Here is a 22,350-nt window from a genome sequence, read left to right as displayed (position 1 = left end):
GACTCCTGAGGTCGCGAGCACGATGACTGCGTTGAGCCTAGCTCATTGTTACCTCTATTCACAATGAGCATTGTCCTGCTAGGCTGCGATCATGACCACAGCGGCCACGTCCTCACCCGATCCGGACGGCCTCCTCGCCGACCACCTGCTCCGCCTGGCCCGGCGGTTGCACCGCGCGCAGAAGCGCCACCTCGAACCGGTCGGCCTGACCCCGGGTGAGTCCCGGCTGCTCCGCCTGGTCGCGCACCACGAGACGCCGCCGCGCATGGCCGATCTGGCGCACGGCCTCGAGGTGGTTCCGCGCGCCGTGACGACCCTGGTGGACGGCCTGGAGGCGGCCGGTTGCGTACACCGGGCGCCCGACCCGGAGAACAGACGCGTGATCCGGATCGAGATGACCGACGACGGACGCAAGACACTGCGTGCGCTGCGCGACGCGCGCAGGGCCGCCGCAGAGGACATCCTGGCTCCATTGACCGCCGACCAGCGCGAGGTGCTCGGCGGACTGCTCACCACCCTGGTGGACGACCGGGGCCCGTGCTGAGTACCACCCGGACGGGTTGCCGGGTCAGGTGCTGAGCATCGGCCCGGGAGACTGCCCGGGCCGAGGCTGAGAAGAACGGACGACGACGTCGAGGAGGCGCTCATGCCCCTGCTGGAGCCCAACGCGGACGCCCTGCGGCCCACGGTGCGGCAGCCCGCGCCCGCCCCGGACCGCGTGCCGGACCGGCAGGCCGCCGGCACCCCCGAACCGCTCAGGAGCGACCTGACCGCGCTGCTCGGCGAGGACAAGGTACTGCACAAGATCTCCGACCTGGTGCGGTACGCCTCGGACGCCAGCCCCTACCGCTTCGTGCCGCAGGTCGTGGTCGTCGCCGAAGACGTCGACGACATCTCGGCAGTCCTCTCGTACGCACACGGCAAGGGCCGCGAAGTCGTCTTCCGCGCTGCCGGGACCAGCCTCAACGGGCAGGCGCAGGGCGAGGACATCCTGGTCGACGTGCGCCGGCACTGGGCGGGCATCGAGGTGCTCGACGACGGGGCCCGGGCCCGGATCGGTCCCGGTACGACCGTGGTGCGCGCCAACGCCACCCTCGCCCGGCACGGACGCGTCCTCGGGCCGGACCCGGCGAGCGCCATCGCCTGCACGCTCGGCGGGGTCGTCGCCAACAACGCCTCGGGCATGACGGCCGGCACGACCCGCAATTCCTACCGCACACTCGCCTCGCTCACCTTCGTCCTGCCGTCCGGGACGGTCGTCGACACCGCCGAGGCGGACGCGGACGAGCTGCTCGCGCACGCCGAACCCGTGCTCTGCCAGAGCCTGTTGGACCTGAAGGCGGAGATCGAGGAGGACCCGGAGCTCGTCGCCCGGATCCGCGCCAAGTACGAGATCAAGAACACCAACGGCTACCGCTTGGACGCCTTCCTCGACGGGGCGACGCCCGTGGAGATCCTGCGCGGCCTGATGGTCGGCTCCGAGGGGACGTTCGGCTTCATCGCGGAGACCGTCTTCGACACGCTGCCGCTCGACCGCCTCGTCTCCACCGCTCTGCTGTTCTTCCCCTCGCTGCCCGCGGCCGCGGCCGCCGTGCCCCGGTTCAACGAGGCAGGCGCGCTCGCCGTGGAGCTGATGGACGGCAACACGCTGCGCGCGTCCGTGAGCGTGGCCGGCGTCCCCGCCGACTGGGCCGACCTGCCGAAGGACACCACGGCGCTCCTCGTCGAGTTCCGCGCGCCCGACGAGGAGCAGCAGCGCTCGTACGAGGAGAGGGCCGCCGCGGTCCTGGAGCATCTCCAACTCGTCGCGCCCGTCGCCTCGGTGACCAACGCGTTCACGCGCGACGCGAAGGCCATCGCCGGGTACTGGAAGGCTCGCAAGGCGTTCGTCACCGCCGTCGGCGGATCACGCCCTTCCGGTACGACGCTCATCACCGAGGACTTCGCGGTGCCGCCCGCCCGGCTCGCCGACGCCTGCTCCGCGCTGCTCGACCTGCAGACGCGGCACGGCTTCGACGCGGCCGTCGCCGGGCACGCCGCCCACGGCAACCTGCACTTCCTGCTGGCGTTCGACGCGGGCCAAGCCTCGGACGTCGAGCGGTACGCCGCGTTCATGGACGAGTTCTGCGCGCTGACGGTGGAGCGGTTCGACGGCTCCCTGAAGGCCGAGCACGCCACCGGCCGCAACATCGCGCCGTTCCTGGAGCTGGAGTGGGGCCCGAAGGCCACCGAGTTGATGTGGCGGACGAAGCAAGTCATCGACCCTGACGGGGTGTTGGCGCCGCGCATCGTCCTGGACCGCGACCCCAAGGCCCATCTGCGCGGCCTGAAGACCATCCCGCAGGTGGAGGCCGTCGCCGACCCGTGCATCGAGTGCGGCTTCTGCGAACCCACCTGCCCCAGCCACGACGTGACGACCACGCCGCGCCAACGCATCGTGCTGCGCCGCGAGATGATGCGCCAGTCCCCCGGCTCCCCGGTCGAGGACGGCCTGGTGGAGGCGTACGGATACGACGCCGTGGACACCTGCGCGGGCGACTCCACCTGCAAGCTGGCCTGCCCCGTCGGCATCGACACAGGCCTGCTGATGAAGGACTTCCGGCACGCCCGGCACTCACCGCGCGAGGAGCGGATCGCCGCACTCACCGCCCGCAACTTCAAGCTCGTCGAGACCTCAGCGCGCCTCGCCGTGGCCGCCGCCGACAAGATCGGGGACCGGCTCCTCACGTCGGTGACACGGGCCGCGCGCAAGGCCGTTCGCCCCGATCTCGTACCGGAGTGGCTCCCCGAGATCCCCGGCCCCGCCGCGCGCAAGCTGCCGTCCACGTCCCGCGTGGGCGCCGCCGCGGTCTACTACCCGGCCTGCGTCAACCGCATCTTCGGCGGGCCAGGGGAGGGCGTCTCGCTCGCGCAGTCCGTCGTGGCCGTGTCCGCCCGGGCGGGCAAGCCGGTGTGGATCCCGGACGACGTGACGGGCACATGCTGCGCGACGATCTGGCACTCCAAGGGGTACGAGGCGGGCAACCGCGTGATGGCCAACCGGATCGTGGAGGCCGCCTGGGGCTGGACGGCCGGCGGACGGCTGCCGCTCGTCGTGGACGCCTCGTCCTGCACGCTGGGCATCGCGCACGAGGTCGTGCCGTATCTCTCCGACGACAACCGGGAGTTGCACGCGGAGCTGACCATCGTCGACTCGCTGGTGTGGGCCGCCGAGGAGCTTCTGCCGCACCTGACGGTTCGGCGCACGGTCGGTTCGGCCGTCCTGCACACCACGTGCTCGATGCGGCACCTCGGGGACGGCGAACAGTTGCGGCAGCTCGCCGAGGCCTGCGCGGACGAGGTCGTCACCCCCGACGACGAGGCCTGCTGCGGCTTCGCCGGTGACCGCGGCATGCTGCACGAGGAACTCACACGCGCGGCCACGGCCCGCGAGGCGGCGGAGGTCACGTCGCGCGAGTACGACGCGCACCTGTCGGCCAACCGCATGTGCGAGGTGGGGATGGATCATGCGACGGGGCGTAGTTACCACTCGGTGCTGGTGGAGCTGGAGCAGGCTACTCGCCCCTGAGCGGGACCCTGCGGGGCTTGAGGGCGGTGTCATCGCATAGGGGGTGGGGCCGCTCCGGCGGCGGGTGAGTACGTCGCCTCAGACGGCGGCGAGGACGAACGGGTGCCGGAGGAACCGATGACGTAGGGCTGGAGGCTGTCCGCTCGGCTTCGGCGAGTACCGCCTCGGCCCGTTCCGTTCGCGCCGCGTCCGGCGTGACGTCGAGCTGAGCCTCCAGTCGGCGGAGCCGGTCTGGCGTGCCCGCGGCGTGGGGAGATGGAGTGGGGTGCGCACATCGGGGGCACACCGCGCGGCGCCACCGGAATCGCTGAGTCCAAGTCCGCACGCGATAAGTCCAAATCCCCGTCCCTGTCGGTCCCTTGCGCCAAGCGTGATCTTCCGGACAGGGTGGCGTCGCCGTTGCTCCACCCACGTACCACCTACGCGTACGGAGGTCCCATGCACGACGACACGCCCCTGCCGCAGCCCGACGGTTCCGCCGATGAGGCGGCGACGGAGCCGACTCCCGGTCAGGGCGGTACCGGTGTCTCCCGCAGAGCCATGATGCGCAACACCGGAATCGCCGGTGTCGGCCTGGGACTCGCGGGCCTCACCGGTGGTACGGCGCACGCGAACCCCGCCGCCGCGACCACGCCCGCACAGGCCGAAGCCGCCGCCCAGGCCCCACCCCGCAAGGGCCGGACCATGATCGGGGTGCCGTTCGAGAAGCGGTCCACGGTACGGGTGGGAATCGTCGGCCTCGGCAACCGCGGCGGCAGCATGATCGACCTCTTCCTCGCGTTGCCGCAGGTCAAGGTCGTGGCGCTGTGCGACCCGGTCAAGGAGAAGGCCGCCACGGCCGCGAAGAAGGTCACAGACGCGGGCCAGCCCGCCCCGGCCACGTACACCAAGGGACCGGACGACTACGAGAACCTCTGCAAGCGCAGCGACCTGGACTTCGTGTACGTGGCGACGCCCTGGGAATCGCACTTCGAGATGGCGAAGGCGGCGATGCTGAACGGCAAGCACGTCGGCGTGGAGTGTCCGATCGCGCTCGAACTCGGCCATCTCTGGGAGCTCGTGGACCTCTCCGAGCGCACCCGCAAGCACTGCATGCAGCTGGAGAACTGCTGCTACGGCAAGAACGAGATGCGGGTGCTGCGCATGGCGCACGCCGGGCTCTTCGGTGAACTGCTGCACGGCGCGGGTGCGTACAACCACGATCTGCGCGGCTTGATGTTCGACCCGGACTACTACGAGGGTCCCTGGCGCCGGCTCTGGCACACGCGGCTGCGCGGCGACCTGTACCCGAACCACGGCTTCGGGCCGGTCGGCAACTACATGGACGTCAACCGCGGCGACCGCGTCACGCACATCTCCAGCTTCGGTACCCCGGCGCTCGGCCTCGCCGAGTACCGCAAGGAGCACATGCCTCCGGGCGACCCGAGCTGGAAGGAGACGTACATCGAGTCCGACCGCACGATCAGCCTCGTACAGACGGAGAAGGGCCGCGTCATCCGGCTCGAGCACGATGTGTCGACGCCACACCCGTACTCACGTATCAATAGCCTCGGCGGCACGAGGGGTGTGTTCGAGGACTACCCGGAGCGGATCTACCTGGAGCCCACCCACACCGACGATCAGTGGCACGACTTCGGCGAGTACGCGGAGTGGGACCACTGGCTGTGGAAGGAGCACTCCGACCCGCCCGGCGGGCACGGCGGTATGGACTACATCATGCTGTTCCGCCTGATGCAGTGCATGCAGCTGGGGTTGGTCCCGGACTTCGACGTGTACGACGCGGTGACGTGGACGGCGCCGGTCCCGCTGAGCCATGCCTCGATCAAGGCGAAGGGCGCACCGCAGGCGATACCGGACTTCACGCGTGGGCTGTGGAAGAAGGCCCGGCCCGGGGTGGACTCGGAGAAGCCGGAGGGGTAGCGGACGGGGCGTTGTGGTCCGGCCCTGGTTCACCGGGGCCGGACCGCAACGTGTCGGCTCAACTCACTCTCGGATCCGATTCGTTGGAGGTGGCGGTGGCGGCTGCGGCGGAGGTGGCTCCGGACGTCGCTGCCGAGGCAGCGAGCACGTCATCGCTCGGGGACTTCCTCGAAGGCTCAACCGAGTCCTTCGTCAGGTCCACGCCGGACTCCTGCTCATCTTCCGGTACGAACGCGATCTCCCCGGACAGCACCTTCTTCGCCCTGTGGGCGTCGAGCGCGCCCTCCCAGCGGGACACGGCGAACACGGCCACGCAGTTGCCGAGCAGATTGACGGAGACCCGCATCGCGTCCATGATCCGGTCGACGCCGAGCAGCAGGGCGACAGCACCGGCGGGGATGACTCCCAGCGCCGACGCGGTGGCCGACAGGGCCAGGAACGCGGAACCGGGAACTCCGGCCATGCCCTTGCTCGTCAGCATCAACACCAGTACGACGGTGATCTGTTGACCGAGCGTCAGGTCGACACCGACGGCCTGCGCGATGAACAACGTACCGACGGAGAGATAGATCGAGGCACCGTCGAGGTTGAACGAGTAGCCGGTCGGCAGCACAAGCCCCACGGCGTCGTCACGGCAGCCCGCCTGCCGCAGTTTCTGCATCATGCGCGGCATGACGGTCTCGCTGGACGCGGTGCCGAGCGCGAGCAGCAGCTCCTCGCGGGTGTAGCGGATGAACTTCCACAGGCTCAGCCCGGTGACCGCCTTGAGCGCGATCCCGAGCAGAACGAGGAAGATCAGCGCGACCGCGTAGCAGATGCCGATGAGCTTTCCGTACGTGGAGAGCGCGCCGAGGCCGTACTCCCCCACGAGGTGCGCGGTGGCGCCGAACACGGCGAGCGGGGCCAGCTTCATGATGAAGCCGACGACCGCGAAGACCAGCTCCTGCGCCTGCTCGATGGCGGGCAGGATCGCGGGCACCTTGGTGTTGCCGAGGTGCAGCAGCGCCGCGCCGACGAGGCAGGCCAGGACGAGGACCTGGAGCAGGGAGTTCTCGGCGAACGCACCGACCGCGCTGTCCGGCAGCGAGTGCAGGATGAACTCCGAGGTGGACGGCAGCTCGCCGCCACCGGTCTTCTCGTCGACGGCTGACGCGTCGAGGGACGCGGGGTCGACGTTCATGCCGACGCCTGGTCGCCCGAGATTGCCGGCGACCAGACCGACGACGAGGGCGATGGTGGTGGCGACCTCGAACCAGATCAGGGCCTTGATCCCGATCCGGCCGAAGGCCTTGAGGTCACCGGCCTTGGTGATACCGGCGACGACCACGCAGAACACGAGCGGGGCGATCATCGCCTTGATGAGCCGTACGAAGCCGTCGCCGAGCGGTTGGACGGCGGTGGCCACCTCGGGCCACAGCCGTCCGACGAGGACTCCGATGACAAGAGCGCAGGCGACCTGCGCGAACAATGAGGTACGCAACAAGCGTGCGACGCGTCGCGGTAGGGACGGTACGGACTGCGGCACGGGCACTCCTCCGAAGTGACTTCTGGTATGCGGAAACCAACTTCCGCGAGGCGCACTCTTACTGAGAGATGACGCTTGGAGAAGACGTCAGTGTCAGATCCGTGTAAATCTTGGATCTTGCTACAAAGGCGTGGAGTGTGAGGGCCCGGGCGTCGACGCGTTTGGGGCGTCGTTTCAGGCCGACGAGCCGAGGTTGCCCTGGTCGCCCATGACGATCACCGGGTGGGACTTGGGGTCCAGCTCCCGCAGCAGGTACCGCATCGCCGACTTGGACACGCTCACACAGCCCGACGTGCCGCTGCCATGGTCGAGGTGCAGCCAGATGTAGCCGCCCTTGGACTGGCCCTGCGGACGGTTCGGGTCGTTGGGCGGGGTGCCCTTGACGCGGTTGTAGTCGATGGCGATCACATGGTCGAAGTCGTGCCAGTGCGTCTTGGGCCACGTGCGGGACGCCTGGAACGCGGGCGAGTGCGTGTACGGAAGGCGGGCGTCCGGCGCGGCCAGCACCCCGCCCGCGTCGCTCAGCGTGAACACTCCGACCGGGCTCCGCTTGTCGCCCTCGCGGTGATCGGTGGTCCAGCCGCGCTTGCCGTTGTGCGCGGGCCAGTTGCGGGTGCGGTCCCAGGTCGCGCCGTGCTTCTCGTACAGGTACAGCGTGGACTTCGCCGAGTCCTCACCCTCACCCCGGACCACCAGCGCCTGACGGGACACTGCGGGGATGCGCTTGTGCAGGGCGGTACCCACGTCCGGGAGACGTTCGAGGTTCTTGGTGACTGCGGGGTTCTGCGGCTTTTCCGGCTTCTCCGGCTTCTCCCGGTTCTCCCGGTTCTCCGGGTTCTCCGGGTTCTCCGGGTTCTCCGGGTTCTCCGGGTTTGCAGGGCCCGCCTGGTTGGCTGAGTTGCCGGTGCTCCCCGTCGTACCGCAGGACGTGAGGGCCGCCAGAGCGAGCACCGTCGCGAGAGCCGTCCCCACGGTCGTCCGGACGGTTGTCCCGCGTGCCGTCCCCGCCCTGAGTGCCCCCGATATGCGCATACGGCCCATCGTCGCACCCGGTGCCACCGGCTCCGCCCATGCGTGCACCGCACTCCGAAGGAATGACCGGTTCTTTGCAAGCAGGCAGAAAACCGTTTGCCTCGGGCCCCGTTCCGGAGTCAGCCTTACACGGTTTCTCCCATTTCCTCAGACCTCCCCCTTCCTCCCTTCCTCCCCCCCCAACCTCAAGCCCCCTGTCATCAGCTCCTCAGCCGCAATCAGCGTCGTGTGCTCCACCGCAGCGCGGCGATCGACCTCTGGGACGTCATGCAGATCAGCGATCTTCCGTACGCCGACCCGGGTGTGCCCGACGCCCGCTCGGGCCCCCGGTTCCTGTGGTGGCTCGGACGCAACCAACTGGGCGGTCAACTCAAGTCGCTCGCTTGGGGCCTGCTGCACTTCACGGCCGTCATGACCCTGCCGCTCGGGGTGGGCTTCGCCGTCCAGGCCGTCGTCGAGCGGTCCGGCACGCGTCTCGCCGTGGCCGGGCTGCTGCTCGTCCTTTCCGGTATCGGCATCGCACTCGGCGACACCATGCTGCACCGCACCGCCGTCACCAACTGGATCACGGCAGCCGCCCGCGTCCAGCAGCTCCTCGCCCGCAGGACCGCGTATCTGGGCGCGGCCCTGACACGTCGCGTCGCCGCCGGTGAGGTGGTCGCGGTGTCCACGGGGGACGTGGAGAAGATCGGCTGGTTCGTGGAGGCCGTCTCCCGGTTCACCGCCGCCGCCGTGACGGTCGTCGTGGTGTGCGTGGGGCTCGTCGTCTACCAACCTGACCTCGGTCTCGTCGTCGCCATCGGCGTTCCTCTCGTCGGTCTCGGCGTGCTGCCGTTGCTGCCGCGCGCCACCCGGCTCGCGGATGCCCAGCGCGAGAAGGCGGGCAAGGCCACCGAACTCGCCTCGGACACGGTGGCCGGTCTGCGGGTGCTGCGCGGCATCGGCGGCGAGGAGCTCTTCCTCGACCGCTACCGCCGCGCCTCCCAGGACGTGCGCCACGCGGCCGTACGCAGCGCCCGCATGTGGTCGCTCATCACCGCCGCCCAGGTGCTGCTCCCTGGTCTGCTGCTCATCGCCGTGGTCTGGCACGGAATCGGTCTGGTCCGGGACGGCCATATCGCGGTCGGTGAACTGGTCACCGTGTACAGCGCGGTGATGCTTCTGACCTATCCGCTCCGTCACTTCGAAGAGATCGCGATGGCGTACTCCTTCTCCCGCCCGTCCGCGAAGCGCGCCGCGCGGGTGCTTTCGCTGCAGCGGGGCTCTTCGGAGGGTTCGGATTCGGATTCGGATTCGGGTTCGGGTTCGGGTTCGGGTGCTCCTGGCAGTTCGGCTGTTCCTGGCAGTTCGGGTTCGGGTCCCGGCGGTTCGGGTTCGGGTGATGCCCCTTCCGGGGACCTGTACGACCCCGTGACCGGTTTGCTGGCCCCCGAAGGGCGGCTCACGGCCGTGGTGTGCGGGGACCCCGACGAGGCGGGCCGGCTCGCCGAACGGCTCGGCGGGCACGCCGCGCTCGACACCCCCGCCCCCTCGGTACGGCTCGGCGACGCCCAGCTCGACGCCCTCCCCCTCGCCACCGCCCGCGCCGCTGTCCTCGTACAGGACAAGGACCCCGTCCTGCTCTCCGGCACCTTGCGGGAACTGCTCGACGTGCCCGCCTCGGGAAAGGTCGCCGTCGCTGACGCCCTGGCCGCAGCCGAGTGTGCCGACGTGCTCGACGCACTTGCGCAGAACTCGGTGGACGACGACCCGATGGAGGCACCGATCACCGAACGCGGCCGGTCTCTCTCCGGCGGCCAGCGCCAACGCCTGGCCCTCGCCCGCTCGTTGGTGACCGACCCGGAGGTGCTCGCACTGGACGAGCCGACTTCCGCCGTCGACTCACACACCGAAGCGCGCATCGCGGACGGCTTGCGCTCCATCCGCCGGGGCCGCACCACCGTCGTCTGCACCTCGTCCCCGCTGGTCCTGGACCGGGCCGAGCGTGTGGTGTTCGTCCACGAAGGCGAAGTCGCGGCGGTCGGCGTGCACCGCGAACTCGTTCACACCCACCCCCGCTACCGCGCCGTAGTGACGCGGGAGACGGACGAGGAACAACAGCAGCACACCGGCACCGGCGCCAGGACGGACTCGGACACAGGCACGGCCGACGGCACAGGCAGCGGCACCAGCACCGGCACGCGCACTGGTCCGGCTGCGTCCGGCAGGGCGGGCGGGAAGACCACTGCCCGGGTAGGCACGACCCGCGTCGGCATCGAGATCGACATCGACATCGAGGAGAGAGCATGATCGGCCTGGCGCCGCCGGAGTACGATCCGGCGGCTCCCCGCACCACGGAGACGCTGCCTGTGGGCAGCCCCGCGACGGTACGGGCGTACGTGCGTGAACTGTTCGCCCGGCACAGCAAGGCCTTCGCCCTGCTCATCGGCGTCAACGCCGTCGCGGTGATCGCGTCCATGGTCGGCCCCACGCTCCTCGGCGATCTCGTGCAGCACGCCGCCGACGGCAGCGGTGATCTCCAACTGGGCCGCGCCATCGGGCTGTTCACGGCCGCCCTCGTGCTCCAGGCGGTGTTCATCCGCCTGGTCCGGCTGCGCGGGGCGATGCTGGGCGAGCAGATGCTGGCCGACCTTCGCGAGGACTTCCTGATCCGCTCCGTCGGCCTGCCGCCCGGCGTCCTGGAGCGCGCCGGCACCGGTGACCTGCTGTCCCGTATCACCACGGACATCGACCGGCTGGCCAACGCCATGCGCGAAGCGGTGCCGCAGGTGACCATCGGCGTCGTGTGGATCGGCCTGCTCCTCGGCGGCCTGGCCTTCACCTCGCCGCCGCTCGCGCTCACGGTGCTCCTCGCTGTTCCCGCGTTGGTCATCGGCTGCCGCTGGTACTTCAAGCGCGCCCCGTCCGCGTACCGCTCGGAAGCCGCAGGGTACGCCGCCGTGGCCGCCGCGCTGACGGAGACCGTGGACGCGGGACGCACCGTTGAGGCGCACCGGCTCGGTGCCCGCCGGATCGCGCTGTCCGACCAGCGCGTCGGGGAATGGACTGCTTGGGAGCGATACACCCTCTACCTCCGTTCCGTGCTCTTCCCCGTCATCAATGCCACCCACGTCACCGTGCTCGCCGCGGTGCTGCTCATCGGCGGCGTCTTCGTCCTGCGGGGCTGGATCGACGTCGGCCAGCTCACGACCGGCGCCCTGATCGCCCAGATGATGGTCGACCCGGTGAATCTGATCCTGCGCTGGTACGACGAGTTGCAGGTGGCCCAGGTGTCCCTGGCCCGCCTCGTGGGCGTCCGCGAGATCGAACCGGGCGCGGGCGACACGTCCGTCAGCCCCGACGGGCGCGAAGTCACCGCGGACGGCGTGCACTTCGGCTACCGGCCGGGCGTGGACGTACTGCACCAGGTGTCCCTGTCCGTACGCCCCGGCAGCCGGGTCGCACTGGTCGGGCCGTCCGGCGCGGGCAAGTCCACCCTCGGCCGACTGCTCGCCGGGATCTACGGTCCCCGTGCCGGCTCGGTCGCACTCGGCGGTGCGGAGCTGTCCCGGATGCCCGCGGAACGGGTCCGCGAGCACGTCGCCCTGGTCAACCAGGAACATCACGTGTTCGTCGGCTCTCTGCGCGACAACTTGCTCCTGGCCCGGTCCGACGCGCAGGACGCCGAACTGTGGGCAGCGCTCGCCGCGGTCGACGCCGACATCTGGGCGCGGTCTCTCGACGACGCCCTCGACACCGAGGTCGGCTCGGGCGGCTTCACGCTCACTCCCGCGCAGGCTCAGCAGATCGCCCTGGCCCGCCTGGTGCTGGCCGACCCGCACACGCTGGTCCTGGACGAGGCGACGTCCCTGCTCGACCCTCGTGCGGCCCGGAACCTGGAGCGGTCCCTGGCACGCGTCCTGGACGGCCGTACCGTGGTCGCCATCGCGCACCGCCTGCACACGGCCCATGACGCCGACGTGATCGCGGTCGTCGAGCAAGGCCGGATCAGCGAGCTGGGCAGCCACGACGAACTGGTCGCCGCCGACGGTGCATACGCGGCACTGTGGCGGTCCTGGCACGGGTGATCCGGAGGGTACGTGTGCCGACCAAGTGGGCGGGACCGCTGAAGTGACCGAGCATCACATGCGAGGCGGCGAACCTGCGCGCAGACCGGAGGAGCTGTCGGCCGGCGCCGGACGGCGGCTCCCCCGCCCGTCGACCCGCGTCAGGGCGTGCACCACGCCCGGCCCTTCTCCTACCTTCCCCTTTCTTCCGCTCCTACCTCCGCCCCTTCTTCTGCCGTTGCCCTCAGCCGATCCCTCCCGTGGCCCGGATGTTCTGCCCCGTGATCCATCTCCCGTCCGGCCCCGCCAGGAAGCCCACCACGTCGGCCACGTCGGACGGCTGTCCAAGTCTGCGGAGCGGCGTCAGCGCCACGGCCATCTCGAGGTTCTCGGCCGAGTTGGTGCCTCGTAGGAGATCGGTGTCGGTCGCGCCGGGTGAGACCGTGTTCGCCGTAATGCCCCGTGGCCCGAGCTCCTGCGCCGCCACCGCGGTCAGCTGCTCGATCGCGCCCTTGCTGGCCACGTACGGGGCGTTCTGCGGGGCCGGGCGGACGGTGTTCAGCGTGGAGATGGTGATGATGCGGCCGCCGTCACGCATGTGCCGTGCAGCGTAGCGGATGGTGAGGAATGCGGCCTTGGCGTTGACCGTCATCGCCTGGTCGAAGACCTCCTCCTCGGTCTCCGCGAGAGGCGCCACCGAGAAGTTGAGCGCGGCGTTGTTCACCAGGATGTCGAGTCCGCCGAACCGTTCGTCGGCGACCTCCATGAGGCGCTCGGGCGCCCCTCGCTCGGCCAGGTCGAGCTGCACGCCGTGGACGCTGCCGCCGGCGTCCTCGACTTCTCGTACGACGTCCGCCGCCGCCTCGGTACTGTGCGCGTAGTTGAACACCACGCTCGCCCCGTCACGGGCCAGGCGCTCCACGATCGCCCGGCCGATGCCCCGCGAGCCGCCCGTGACGACCGCCGTCCTGCCCTTCAGCACTCCCACTGCGCCCTCCCCGAATCGTGCGCGGCCCTGCCTTCGAACACACTCGAATCTACGCCCTGGATCGCCCGGAATCCGACGTTCCCACAGGCCGGAACATTCGCTGATAGCAGAGCGGCGAGCAGTGTGAAACCTGAACGTGCACCTGCCGGACATCCGCTCACGGCGTGGACCGCGCCGACGGCGACCGGTCAAGATCCGGGCTGACAAGGCGTACTTCTCCACCGACCACCTGGCCTGGCTCCGCGTCCGCAACCTGATCCCGCGGATCGCGCGTCCGGGAATCGAGTCCGGCGAGCGGCTCGGCCGCCACCGCTGGAAGATCGAGCGGTCGATCGCCTGGCTGTTCGGCTACCGCCGACTCACGGTCCGATACGAACGCAAGGGCAGTCACTTCCTCGCCTTCCTCGGCCTCGCCACAACCCTGACCTGCTACAAGAAGCTGGCGAAACTCACCACGTGAGACATCCTCTAAGGGCGTGTCCCATGTGCTGAGGCGACATCAGCCAACGAAGCTCCACAACAATCCGTTGGCGGCATCGCGGCGTCCACTGCTATTTTTGCGGCGGCCGTGCGAGAGAACGAGGAGGTGGTACCCGTGAACGCAGTTTTGACATGGGTGCTCCCCTCCGGGGTCACGGTCGGGCGATAGGTCGTCGTCCGGGAGCGCCGTACCACAGCACTCCCGAAAGGCACGACCATGGACTTCACTTCCGAGCAGCGCCTCGACGACGGCGTCCACGAACGCGAATTCCCCCTCGGCGAGATCCCCGGCACCCTGTGGACTCCCAAGTCCACCGCACCGGCTCCGCTGGTCCTGAGGCCCACAACAACGGCTTGCCCAAGGCGGACCCCCGGCTGGTGGCCCGTGCGCGGTACACCGCGGCACGCGGCTACGCGGTGGCCACCATCGACGCCGCCGGGTGCGGTGACCGGCCCCGTTCCGCCGCCGAGGAACAGGCACGCGCCGATTTCCAACACGCGATGCAGGCCGGCGAACCGGTCGATGAGGCATTCGAATCCTTCATCGGCCCGCTGGTCGAAAAGGCCGTCCCGGACTGGCAGACCACTCTGGACGCTCTCCTGACACTGCCAGAGATCGGCGGACCGGTCGGGTACTCAGGGGGATGGGCCGCCCTCGGTATCCGTCTTGCGGTGGTGGAGCCGCGCATCACGGCAGCCGGTTTCTTCGCCGGGGGTTACGTGCCCCTCGCCCAGCGCGAGGAGGCCCGGCAGCTCTCCCTTCCGCTGCTGTTCTTGCTGCAGTGGGACGACGAGGGGAATCCACGTCAACGGGCACTGGAGCTGTTCGACGCCTTCGGCAGCAAGGAGAAGACGCTGCACGCCAATATGGGAGGGCACACCGGCACCCCGTGGTTCGAGTTGGAGGAAGGGTGCCGATTCCTGGATCGCCACCTGAGGTGAGGCCGGTCCACGCGGTGAGGTCGGTCCACGCGGCAGACAGACAGCGGTAGGCGGCGTCGGACAGCGCGGTCACCTTGGCCTACGCCGTCGTGAATGACCCGGGAAGCGATGTCGCAGCCCGGGGCAGCCGGGCCGGAGACTCCGGCTGCCCCGGCTGCCCGTTCGGACGGCGCGTCAGAGCACTGCGAGTCTGTCCACCAGCAACTCCACCCTCCGCTCGGCGTCTCCCGGCGGCAGCCGTCCGGCCCGGGTCAGGGTTGCCAGCCCGTGCAAGGCCGCCCAGAACACCTCGGTGAACAGCCCTGGATGGACTCCGTCCCCGGCGACCTCGCCGAGGGTCTCCAACAGGGCGGCGAAGGCGTCCTTCAGAGGCTCCGGGGTGTCCTCCTCCGCGAACGCCAGGCCGCCGTCGAGCTGGAACATGGCGTCGTAGACCGCCGGGTGGTGCTCGGCGAAGTCGAGGTAGGCACGGGCGAGGGCGGTGACCCCCTCGCGGGGCCCATCCGCGGCGATGGCCCCGGCCCGCAACGCCGCGGCCATCTCGGAGGCCCCGTCCAGGGCGACGGCGCCGATGATCTCGCGCTTTCCGCGGAAGTGGCTGTAGAGGACCGGCTGGCTGTACTCGATGCGCTCGGCGAGCCGACGGGTGGTGACTGCTTCCCAGCCCTGCTGCTCGGCGAGTTCGCGGGCCGTCGCCACGATGAGGCGTTCACGGCCCGCCCGCTCGCGCTCCTTGCGTTCCTGTACAGACATGATCCGATCCTAGCACCGCTAGACAAGCGAGCGGTAGCAGCGCTAGCGTTGCCTCAGGATCTAGCGCCGCTAGATCCCAGGAAGGATCATCATGCTCAACGCACTTGAGGTCTTCACCACCGTGATCGTCGGCCTGATGGTGGGCGTGGAGTTCTCCGTGGCCTTCTTCATCAACCCGATCCTCGACGGGCTCCCCGGCGACAGCGGCCTGCGCGGCCGCACCCGCGGGGCCCGACTGCTCGGCACCGTGATGCCGTTCTGGTACGTCGCCTCGCTGATCCTCGCCACTATCTGGGCCGTCGCCGGACGGCACGAACGAGGCGCCGGACTCGTCGTCACGGCCGTCGGGCTGCTGATCATCAGCGTGATCATGTCGATCCTGCTACTCGCCCCGATCAACAACCGGGTCAAGACATGGACCGCCGACGGCCTGCCAGCCGACTGGAAGCAGCAGCTGAACTGGTGGGACCGCTTCCACTACGCCCGCGTCGCTGTCATCATTGCCGCCTTCGCCCTACTGGCCGCCGACCCTCATATGAAAGAGGACGGAGAGCGCCGAGGTGACGCGCCCGCCATCCCGCGGACGGCAAGCCCGGCTCATGCTTCCGGTGCGCCCGCCGGGGCAGCCTCAAGCCCCGACCCCGCGAGCGGCGGTCTGACCTGACGATCGAGTGGAATCTCACCCTAAGGTCGAGGGTTAGGCATGAAGTGAAGGCCCTCCACCGCGCCCCGCGGTCCCGTGGGCCGTACCGCGCGAATCCAGCGCGGGCCCGTGCCCCGAACCTCCTAGATGAAGTTCAGCGCAGCCGCGCCACCCACGCCGCCGAGCAGCATGAACACCGGCATCAGCACCTTCAGCTCCACCCAGCTGCCCGCGCGGAACCGCATCGCCTTCGGCGGCCCCATCGGGTACCAGCGCTTGCCCGCTATGGGGATCGGCCACAGGATCGGGCAGCCCGACACCGTCAGGGCATCGCCGACGCAATGCACGAGGGCGCCCAGGATGATCGGCAGGCCCAGCCACAAGTACTCCTGGCCCGGGCCGGTGAACAGCCAGTCCGCACCCTTGCCCGGCTGGTCGAGCACACCTGCGAGGATCCACGCACTCGTCGCACCGAGCAGCCACACCAGCACGTCGCTCGAAACCCGGGCGGCCCTCCACAGCAGGCCCTCCACAGCCAGCACCAGATGCACGAAGAGGATCGCGAGGACCGCCCACCGCCCCCCAGTGATCGCGAGGACCGATGCACCACCGCCGATCAGCACCGCCCACAGCCACGTGTGCGTCAGCGTGCGATGGCCACCCGTGCGCCGCGGGTCCTGACGGGTCTTCGTCGCCTTGTAGACCGCGTACGAGAGCTTGTCCACCACCTCGCACAACCCCCGCGAGATCGGGCCGAAGGCCCTGGAGATCGTGGCCGACTTATGGTCCAGGTCCGGGGCCAGCGCCGCGCCCGCGCAGATCAGCGCGCCGACGACGAGGACCGGCCAGGGCATCGGGTGCCCCGCGGCAGCCGCCGCCGCTCCCACCCCCAGCCAGGCCGCCGCTCCCGACAGTGAGTGTGCTGGACCCATCATGGCCGTTGCCCGCCCCAATTCTCTTTGTGCTGACGCCCAGTTGACGCATGGTCGGGCGCCCGGTCGACGGCACAGCGTAACGCTCGTGATCTTCCCGCCGACCTCCGGTTCCCGGATCGGGGGTACGGGCAGGCAAGATGGGGGTGTGACCCTTATCGATCAGCTGCCGCCGGACGCCGACCCTGATGCCCTCTTCGACGCCTTCTCGTCATGGACCGAGGAACAGGGCATCACTCTCTATCCGGCTCAGGAGGAGGCGCTGATCGAGGTGGTCTCCGGCGCCAACGTGATCTTGTCCACGCCCACCGGGTCCGGCAAGAGCCTCGTCGCCGCAGGCGCCCACTTCGCCGCCCTCGCCGCCGACAAGGTCACCTTCTACACCGCGCCGATCAAGGCACTGGTCAGCGAGAAGTTCTTCGACCTGTGCAAGCTCTTCGGCACCGAGAACGTCGGCATGCTCACCGGCGACGCCTCCGTCAACGCCGATGCTCCGGTCATCTGCTGCACCGCCGAGGTCCTCGCCTCCATCGCGCTGCGCGACGGCAAGGACGCCGACATCGGCCAGGTCGTGATGGACGAGTTCCACTTCTACGCGGAACCGGACCGCGGCTGGGCCTGGCAGATCCCTCTGCTCGAACTGCCACAGGCCCAGTTCGTCCTGATGTCGGCGACGCTCGGCGACGTCTCCATGTTCGAGAAGGACCTCACCCGCCGCACCGGCCGCCCCACCTCCGTGGTGCGCTCCGCGACCCGGCCGGTGCCACTCTCGTACGAATACCGCCTCACACCCATCACCGAGACGCTGACGGAACTGCTTGAAACGAAGCAGGCTCCCGTCTACATCGTGCACTTCACCCAGGCGCAGGCCGTCGAACGCGCGCAGTCCCTGATGAGCATCAACATGTGCACCAAGGCCGAGAAGGAGCAGATCGCCGAGCTGATCGGCAATTTCCGCTTCACCACCAAGTTCGGCCGCAACCTCTCCCGTTACGTACGCCACGGCATCGGCGTGCACCACGCGGGCATGCTGCCCAAGTACCGCCGCCTCGTGGAGAAACTCGCCCAGGCAGGACTCCTCAAGGTCATCTGCGGTACGGACACCCTCGGCGTCGGCGTCAACGTCCCCATCAGGACAGTGCTGTTCACCGCCCTCGCCAAGTACGACGGCAATCGCGTGCGCGTGCTGCGTGCGCGCGAGTTCCACCAGATCGCGGGCCGCGCGGGCAGGGCCGGATTCGACACCGCCGGATTCGTCGTCGCCCAGGCCCCCGAGCACGTCATCGAGAACGAGAAGGCCCTCGCCAAGGCCGGAGACGACCCCAAGAAGCGGCGCAAGGTCGTCCGCAAGAAGGCACCCGAAGGCTTCGTCGGCTGGACAGAGAACACCTTCGAGAAGCTCATCGCCTCCGAACCCGAGCCGCTCACCTCCCGGTTCCGCGTCACCCACACCATGCTCCTGTCGGTGATCGCCCGGCCAGGCAACGCCTTCGAGGCCATGCGCCGCCTCCTCGAGGACAATCACGAGCCGCGCAAGAACCAGATTCGGCACATCCGCCGGGCCATCGCCATCTACCGCTCGCTTCTCGACGGCGGCGTCGTCGAGAAGCTCGACGAGCCCGACGCGACCGGCCGCATCGTCCGGCTCACCGTCGACCTGCAGCAGGACTTCGCCCTCAACCAGCCCCTGTCGACCTTCGCACTCGCCGCGTTCGAACTGCTCGACCCCGAATCCCCCTCGTACGCCCTCGACATGGTGTCCGTCGTCGAGTCCACGCTCGACGACCCACGGCAGATCCTCGCCGCACAGCAGAACAAGGCACGCGGCGAGGCCGTCGGCCAGATGAAGGCCGACGGCGTCGAGTACGAGGAGCGGATGGAGCGGCTCCAGGACATCTCGTACCCGAAGCCCCTCGAAGAGCTCCTCTGGCACGCGTACGGGCTTTACCGGCGCTCGCACCCGTGGGTCGGCGACCACCCGGTGTCGCCGAAGTCCGTGATCCGGGACATGTACGAACGCGCCCTGTCCTTCACCGAGTTCACCTCCTTCTACGAACTCGCCCGCACCGAAGGCATCGTCCTTCGCTACCTGGCGAGCGCGTACAAGGCGCTCGAGCACACCATCCCGGACGACCTCAAGTCCGACGACCTCGAAGACCTCATCGCCTGGCTCGGCGAGATGGTCCGCCAGGTCGACTCCTCGCTCCTCGATGAGTGGGAGCAGCTCGCCAACCCCGAGGTCGAGACCGCCGAAGAGGCACAGGAGAAGGCCGACCAGGTCAAGCCGGTCACCGCCAACGCCCGCGCCTTCCGCGTCCTCGTCCGCAATGCCATGTTCCGCCGCGTCGAACTCGCCGCCCTCGACAACGTCGACGAACTCGGCGAACTCGACAGTGACTCCGGCTGGGACGCCGACGCCTGGGGCGAAGCCATGGACGCCTACTGGGACGAGTACGACGACCTCGGCACCGGCCCCGACGCCCGCGGCCCCAAGCTGCTCTCCATCGAGGAAGACCAGGCCCACGGCCTGTGGCGCGTCCGCCAGACCTTCGCCGACCCCAACGACGACCACGACTGGGGCATCAGCGCCGAAGTCGACCTCGCCGCATCCGACGAGGAAGGGCGGGCTGTTGTTCGGGTTACGGGGGTGGGGCAGTTGTGAGGGGGGTTGCTCTTCGGGGACCCCTTCTCTAGGGGGCCTCCCCCCTCCCCCTCCCTCCCCTCCACCCCCGCCCCACACCCCCCTCGTGATCACCGGAGCCCCTGATGACCACCAACCCCGCAGAGAGACTCGTCGATCTGCTCGACCTTGAGCAGATCGAGGTCAACATCTTTCGCGGCCGCAGCCCGCAGGAGTCGCTGCAGCGCGTCTTCGGCGGGCAGGTCGCCGGCCAGGCACTGGTTGCCGCAGGCCGCACCACCGACGGCGACCGGCCGGTGCACTCGCTGCACGCCTACTTCCTGCGCCCCGGCCGCCCCGGTGTGCCCATCGTCTACCAGGTGGAGCGTGTCCGCGACGGCCGCTCGTTCACGACCCGCAGGGTCACCGCCGTGCAGCAGGGCCGCACGATCTTCAATCTGACTGCCTCCTTCCACAAGGCCGAGCAGGGCAGCTTCGAGCACCAGTTGCCGCCTCGGATCGACGCTCCCCCACCGGACACACTGCCGACCGTCACCGACGAGATCCGGGCCCATCTCGGCACCCTGCCAGAGCAGTTGGAGCGCATGGCCCGCCGCCAGCCCTTCGACATCCGGTACGTCGACCGGCTTCGCTGGACCCAGGACGAGGTCCAGGGCGCCGAGCCTCGCAGCGCTGTGTGGATGCGCGCCGTGGGCCCTCTCGGCGACGACCCGCTCGTCCACACCTGCGCCTTGACATACGCGAGCGACATGACCCTCCTCGATGCTGTACGTATCCCCGTCGAGCCCTTGTGGGGCCCGCGCGGTTTCGACATGGCGTCTCTGGACCACGCCATGTGGTTCCACCGCCCGTTCCGAGCCGACGAGTGGTTCTTGTACGATCAGGAATCCCCGATCGCCACGGGTGGTCGTGGTCTCGCCCGCGGGCGCATCTACGACCAGCAGGGTCAACTCCTCGTCTCTGTCGTGCAGGAGGGCCTGTTCCGTCGGCACGAGCCCGGAGGCGCTTCATGAACGATCGAGACACCCGGCTCGCTGACGCGGTCCGGCTGCGGGAGAACGGTCACCCGACCAAGGCCAGGGAACGTCTCGTCGTTCTCGCCGAGGAACTGCCCTACGACGCCCAAGTCGCGTACCAGACGGCCTGGGTGCACGACACACTCGGCCTCGAGGCCGAAGCCGTGCCGCACTACCGGCGGGCTCTCGGAACCCCCGGTGGTCTCTCGACCGACGATCGTGCCAACGCCCTGCTCGGACTCGGATCCACCTACCGCGTCCTCGGCAGGTACGAACAGGCCGTGGAGACACTGACCGCCGCATCTGCGGAGTTCCCGGAGAACGGTGCGCTGAGGGCGTTCCTCTCCATGGCCCTGTTCAATGTGGGCCGCCACCATGACGCGATGGAACTGCTCCTCACCCTGGTCGCCACGACGAGCGACGACCCGAACGTCGCTGAGTACCGGCCGGCCATCGAGCACTACGCCCAGGACCTCCACGAGACCGTTCAGAGTGACTCCTTCGGCGAGGCGTAGCCGTGAGCGTGGGCAACCGACGCGACAGGAGCTGCCCACGCCCGCGGCGCCGCCCTCTTCGCCTGGCCAGTGAGGGGATCGCAAGCAAGACCTAACCCTGTCTGCGGCTGAGCCAGCCCAGGAGACCGCGTCGGGTCGGTCCAGTTGCCGGCGCCGCTTCTCGGTCGCGTTGGTCCCGCTGGTCTCGGTGTTCGCTTGGCGTTTCACATGGTCCGCGCTCCACTCCCCCGCCGGGTTCGTCCGGCTCGTCGCAGTGCCCCACGGCGTCCCTGTAGGGCCTCCTCGCGGCCGGTGTGAGGGTGGAGGAGGTGGGCTCAACTCCCCGGGGCGTATTGCTCTGTGGCGCTGCGGCGGTGTTCAAGGGTGAAGCTTGGGCCGGGGTATCGGTGGCGCTGCTCGGCGTCTTGGGTGGTGCTTCGCGCGGTCGTGGAGCCGGGCGATCGTTCCTCGCTTCGTCGATTCCCAGGGCCAGTGTGGTGCGCAGCCAGCGGATCTCGTCCGGGTCGTCGGCTTGCAGGACGTGTGCGGCTGCTTGTGCTGTGGGTGAGTCCGGGGCGCCGGGAAGGGTCGTGGACTCGGGGCGGAGGCGGTTCAGGTAGGCACGTTCGTACGGGTCGGGCACGATGTCGGCGACCTGGGTGGGGTCGAGCATCGAGGCCGTCACCGCCGCGCTCTGCCAGGGGTCTCGGGCCAGGCGGAGTAGGTGGCCGCAGTGGCGTTCCCGCCAGTTGCGGGCGCGTCGGTCCTCGCCGGCGCCGAGGCGGGTCCGGAGCGTGACGGGTGCCTTGCCGGAGAGCAGCGAGGCGTTGGCCTCGGCGAACTGGCGGACGTCGTCGGCGAGATAGAGCCAGACGAGCGTGCGGTATCGGTTCAGGTAGAACTTGGCCGGTGTGAGGAAGCCGAGGCGGGCGAGTTTGGTGAAGCGGTCGCGGGTGATGCCCATGAGTTCGGCGCCTTCGGTGGTACCGACGAGCTTGACGCGTTCACGCAGGGTGTCGGGGAATCCTTGGGCGGACTGGAGTCGTTCGATCTCTGCCCTGGGGATGCGCCAACGCCCGGGATCCTGGCCTGCGGTGGTGCGGACCAGGCCGAGTTGGACGGCCAGGAGCAGCTCGGTGCGTTTCAGGCTGAGGTCGACAGCTGCGCGGCTGGGCGCGTACGACGCTGTGAGGGCTTGAACTGGCTTGGTGGGTACGGCTTTTCCGGTCATGGTGGTCTCCCCCGTTGAGGTCGGATCGCTCTGACTACTCTCGGTGAAGACCGTAGCTCGGTCGTGCCTCGGGCCGCTCGGCCTGTGGATAACTCTGGCGGCCGGTCGGTTCCGGCTATTTACGTCAGCCTTCTGTCGC

15 protein-coding genes and 2 pseudogenes are annotated in these 22,350 nt (G+C 69.3%); 11 read left to right on the top strand and 6 right to left on the bottom strand.

Annotation, left to right across the window (positions count from 1 at the left end):
- Positions 1 to 91 precede the first annotated feature (91 nt).
- The 3 genes from QIT00_RS31790 to QIT00_RS31780 all read left to right on the top strand — a co-directional run bounded on the left by QIT00_RS31790 (position 92) and on the right by QIT00_RS31780 (position 5,488).
- Positions 92 to 544, top strand: a complete 453-nt coding sequence (locus QIT00_RS31790; protein ID WP_282538925.1) for a MarR family winged helix-turn-helix transcriptional regulator — start codon at positions 92 to 94, stop codon at positions 542 to 544.
- Between the two features lie 102 nt (positions 545 to 646).
- Complete coding sequence (locus tag QIT00_RS31785; RefSeq protein WP_282538924.1) at positions 647 to 3,568, top strand: FAD-binding and (Fe-S)-binding domain-containing protein; 2,922 nt, start codon at positions 647 to 649, stop codon at positions 3,566 to 3,568.
- Positions 3,569 to 4,006: 438 nt separating this feature from the next.
- Positions 4,007 to 5,488 (top strand): Gfo/Idh/MocA family protein, encoded by a 1,482-nt coding sequence (locus tag QIT00_RS31780; protein ID WP_282538923.1) that lies wholly within the window; start codon positions 4,007 to 4,009, stop codon positions 5,486 to 5,488.
- A 58-nt stretch (positions 5,489 to 5,546) separates the two neighbouring features.
- Here QIT00_RS31780 and QIT00_RS31775 read toward each other — a convergent pair whose 3' ends face one another.
- Both QIT00_RS31775 and QIT00_RS31770 read right to left on the bottom strand, forming a co-directional pair.
- Positions 5,547 to 7,013, bottom strand: a complete 1,467-nt coding sequence (locus QIT00_RS31775) for a cation:dicarboxylate symporter family transporter (protein ID WP_282538922.1) — start codon at positions 7,011 to 7,013, stop codon at positions 5,547 to 5,549.
- A gap of 174 nt (positions 7,014 to 7,187) precedes the next feature.
- Positions 7,188 to 8,045, bottom strand: a complete 858-nt coding sequence (locus QIT00_RS31770; RefSeq protein WP_408909894.1) for a L,D-transpeptidase family protein — start codon at positions 8,043 to 8,045, stop codon at positions 7,188 to 7,190.
- Between the two features lie 267 nt (positions 8,046 to 8,312).
- On the opposite strand from QIT00_RS31770, the gene QIT00_RS31765 reads away from it, so the two are divergent.
- Together QIT00_RS31765 and QIT00_RS31760 are read left to right on the top strand one after the other, a co-directional pair.
- Complete coding sequence (locus QIT00_RS31765) at positions 8,313 to 10,334, top strand: ABC transporter transmembrane domain-containing protein (RefSeq protein ID WP_282538944.1); 2,022 nt, start codon at positions 8,313 to 8,315, stop codon at positions 10,332 to 10,334.
- Entirely contained in the window at positions 10,331 to 12,112 is a 1,782-nt protein-coding gene (locus QIT00_RS31760) for an ABC transporter ATP-binding protein (RefSeq protein ID WP_282538920.1), read from the top strand. Before QIT00_RS31765 ends, QIT00_RS31760 begins: the two co-directional genes overlap by 4 nt.
- Before the next feature lie 223 nt (positions 12,113 to 12,335).
- Here the strand turns inward: QIT00_RS31760 and QIT00_RS31755 are convergent, their stop codons facing one another.
- Positions 12,336 to 13,079 (bottom strand): SDR family oxidoreductase, encoded by a 744-nt coding sequence (locus QIT00_RS31755; RefSeq protein WP_282538919.1) that lies wholly within the window; start codon positions 13,077 to 13,079, stop codon positions 12,336 to 12,338.
- A gap of 136 nt (positions 13,080 to 13,215) precedes the next feature.
- Here QIT00_RS31755 and QIT00_RS31750 point away from each other — a divergent pair, with 136 nt between their 5' ends.
- Together QIT00_RS31750 and QIT00_RS31745 are read left to right on the top strand one after the other, a co-directional pair.
- Positions 13,216 to 13,539 (top strand): transposase, encoded by a 324-nt coding sequence (locus tag QIT00_RS31750; RefSeq protein WP_282538918.1) that lies wholly within the window; start codon positions 13,216 to 13,218, stop codon positions 13,537 to 13,539.
- Positions 13,540 to 13,776: 237 nt separating this feature from the next.
- A pseudogene (locus QIT00_RS31745) lies at positions 13,777 to 14,501 on the top strand (alpha/beta hydrolase).
- 174 nt (positions 14,502 to 14,675) lie between these two features.
- Here the strand turns inward: QIT00_RS31745 and QIT00_RS31740 are convergent.
- Complete coding sequence (locus QIT00_RS31740; protein ID WP_282538917.1) at positions 14,676 to 15,254, bottom strand: TetR/AcrR family transcriptional regulator; 579 nt, start codon at positions 15,252 to 15,254, stop codon at positions 14,676 to 14,678.
- A gap of 91 nt (positions 15,255 to 15,345) precedes the next feature.
- On the opposite strand from QIT00_RS31740, the pseudogene QIT00_RS31735 reads away from it, so the two are divergent.
- Positions 15,346 to 15,780: pseudogene (locus QIT00_RS31735) on the top strand (anthrone oxygenase family protein); the annotation flags it as partial.
- A 260-nt stretch (positions 15,781 to 16,040) separates the two neighbouring features.
- Here QIT00_RS31735 and QIT00_RS31730 read toward each other — a convergent pair.
- Complete coding sequence (locus QIT00_RS31730; protein WP_282538916.1) at positions 16,041 to 16,832, bottom strand: metal-dependent hydrolase; 792 nt, start codon at positions 16,830 to 16,832, stop codon at positions 16,041 to 16,043.
- A 145-nt stretch (positions 16,833 to 16,977) separates the two neighbouring features.
- Here QIT00_RS31730 and QIT00_RS31725 point away from each other — a divergent pair, with 145 nt between their 5' ends.
- The 3 genes from QIT00_RS31725 to QIT00_RS31715 all read left to right on the top strand — a co-directional run bounded on the left by QIT00_RS31725 (position 16,978) and on the right by QIT00_RS31715 (position 21,001).
- A complete protein-coding gene (locus QIT00_RS31725) occupies positions 16,978 to 19,491 on the top strand; it encodes a DEAD/DEAH box helicase (protein WP_282538915.1) in 2,514 nt (837 codons plus the stop codon).
- 104 nt (positions 19,492 to 19,595) lie between these two features.
- Entirely contained in the window at positions 19,596 to 20,483 is an 888-nt protein-coding gene (locus QIT00_RS31720) for an acyl-CoA thioesterase (protein WP_282538914.1), read from the top strand.
- Positions 20,480 to 21,001 (top strand): tetratricopeptide repeat protein, encoded by a 522-nt coding sequence (locus QIT00_RS31715; RefSeq protein ID WP_282538913.1) that lies wholly within the window; start codon positions 20,480 to 20,482, stop codon positions 20,999 to 21,001. The genes QIT00_RS31720 and QIT00_RS31715 overlap by 4 nt, the downstream gene beginning before the upstream one ends.
- A gap of 91 nt (positions 21,002 to 21,092) precedes the next feature.
- Here the strand turns inward: QIT00_RS31715 and QIT00_RS31710 are convergent, their stop codons facing one another.
- Positions 21,093 to 22,211 carry a DUF6397 family protein gene (locus tag QIT00_RS31710; protein WP_282538912.1) on the bottom strand — a complete coding sequence of 373 codons (1,119 nt, stop codon included), beginning with the start codon at positions 22,209 to 22,211 and terminating at the stop codon, positions 21,093 to 21,095.
- Positions 22,212 to 22,350 lie beyond the last annotated feature (139 nt).

The sequence above is a fragment of the Streptomyces luteolus genome, assembly GCF_029968015.1.
Lineage (GTDB): Bacteria > Actinomycetota > Actinomycetes > Streptomycetales > Streptomycetaceae > Streptomyces > Streptomyces luteolus.
This window is presented reverse-complemented; position numbering and strand designations above follow the sequence as displayed.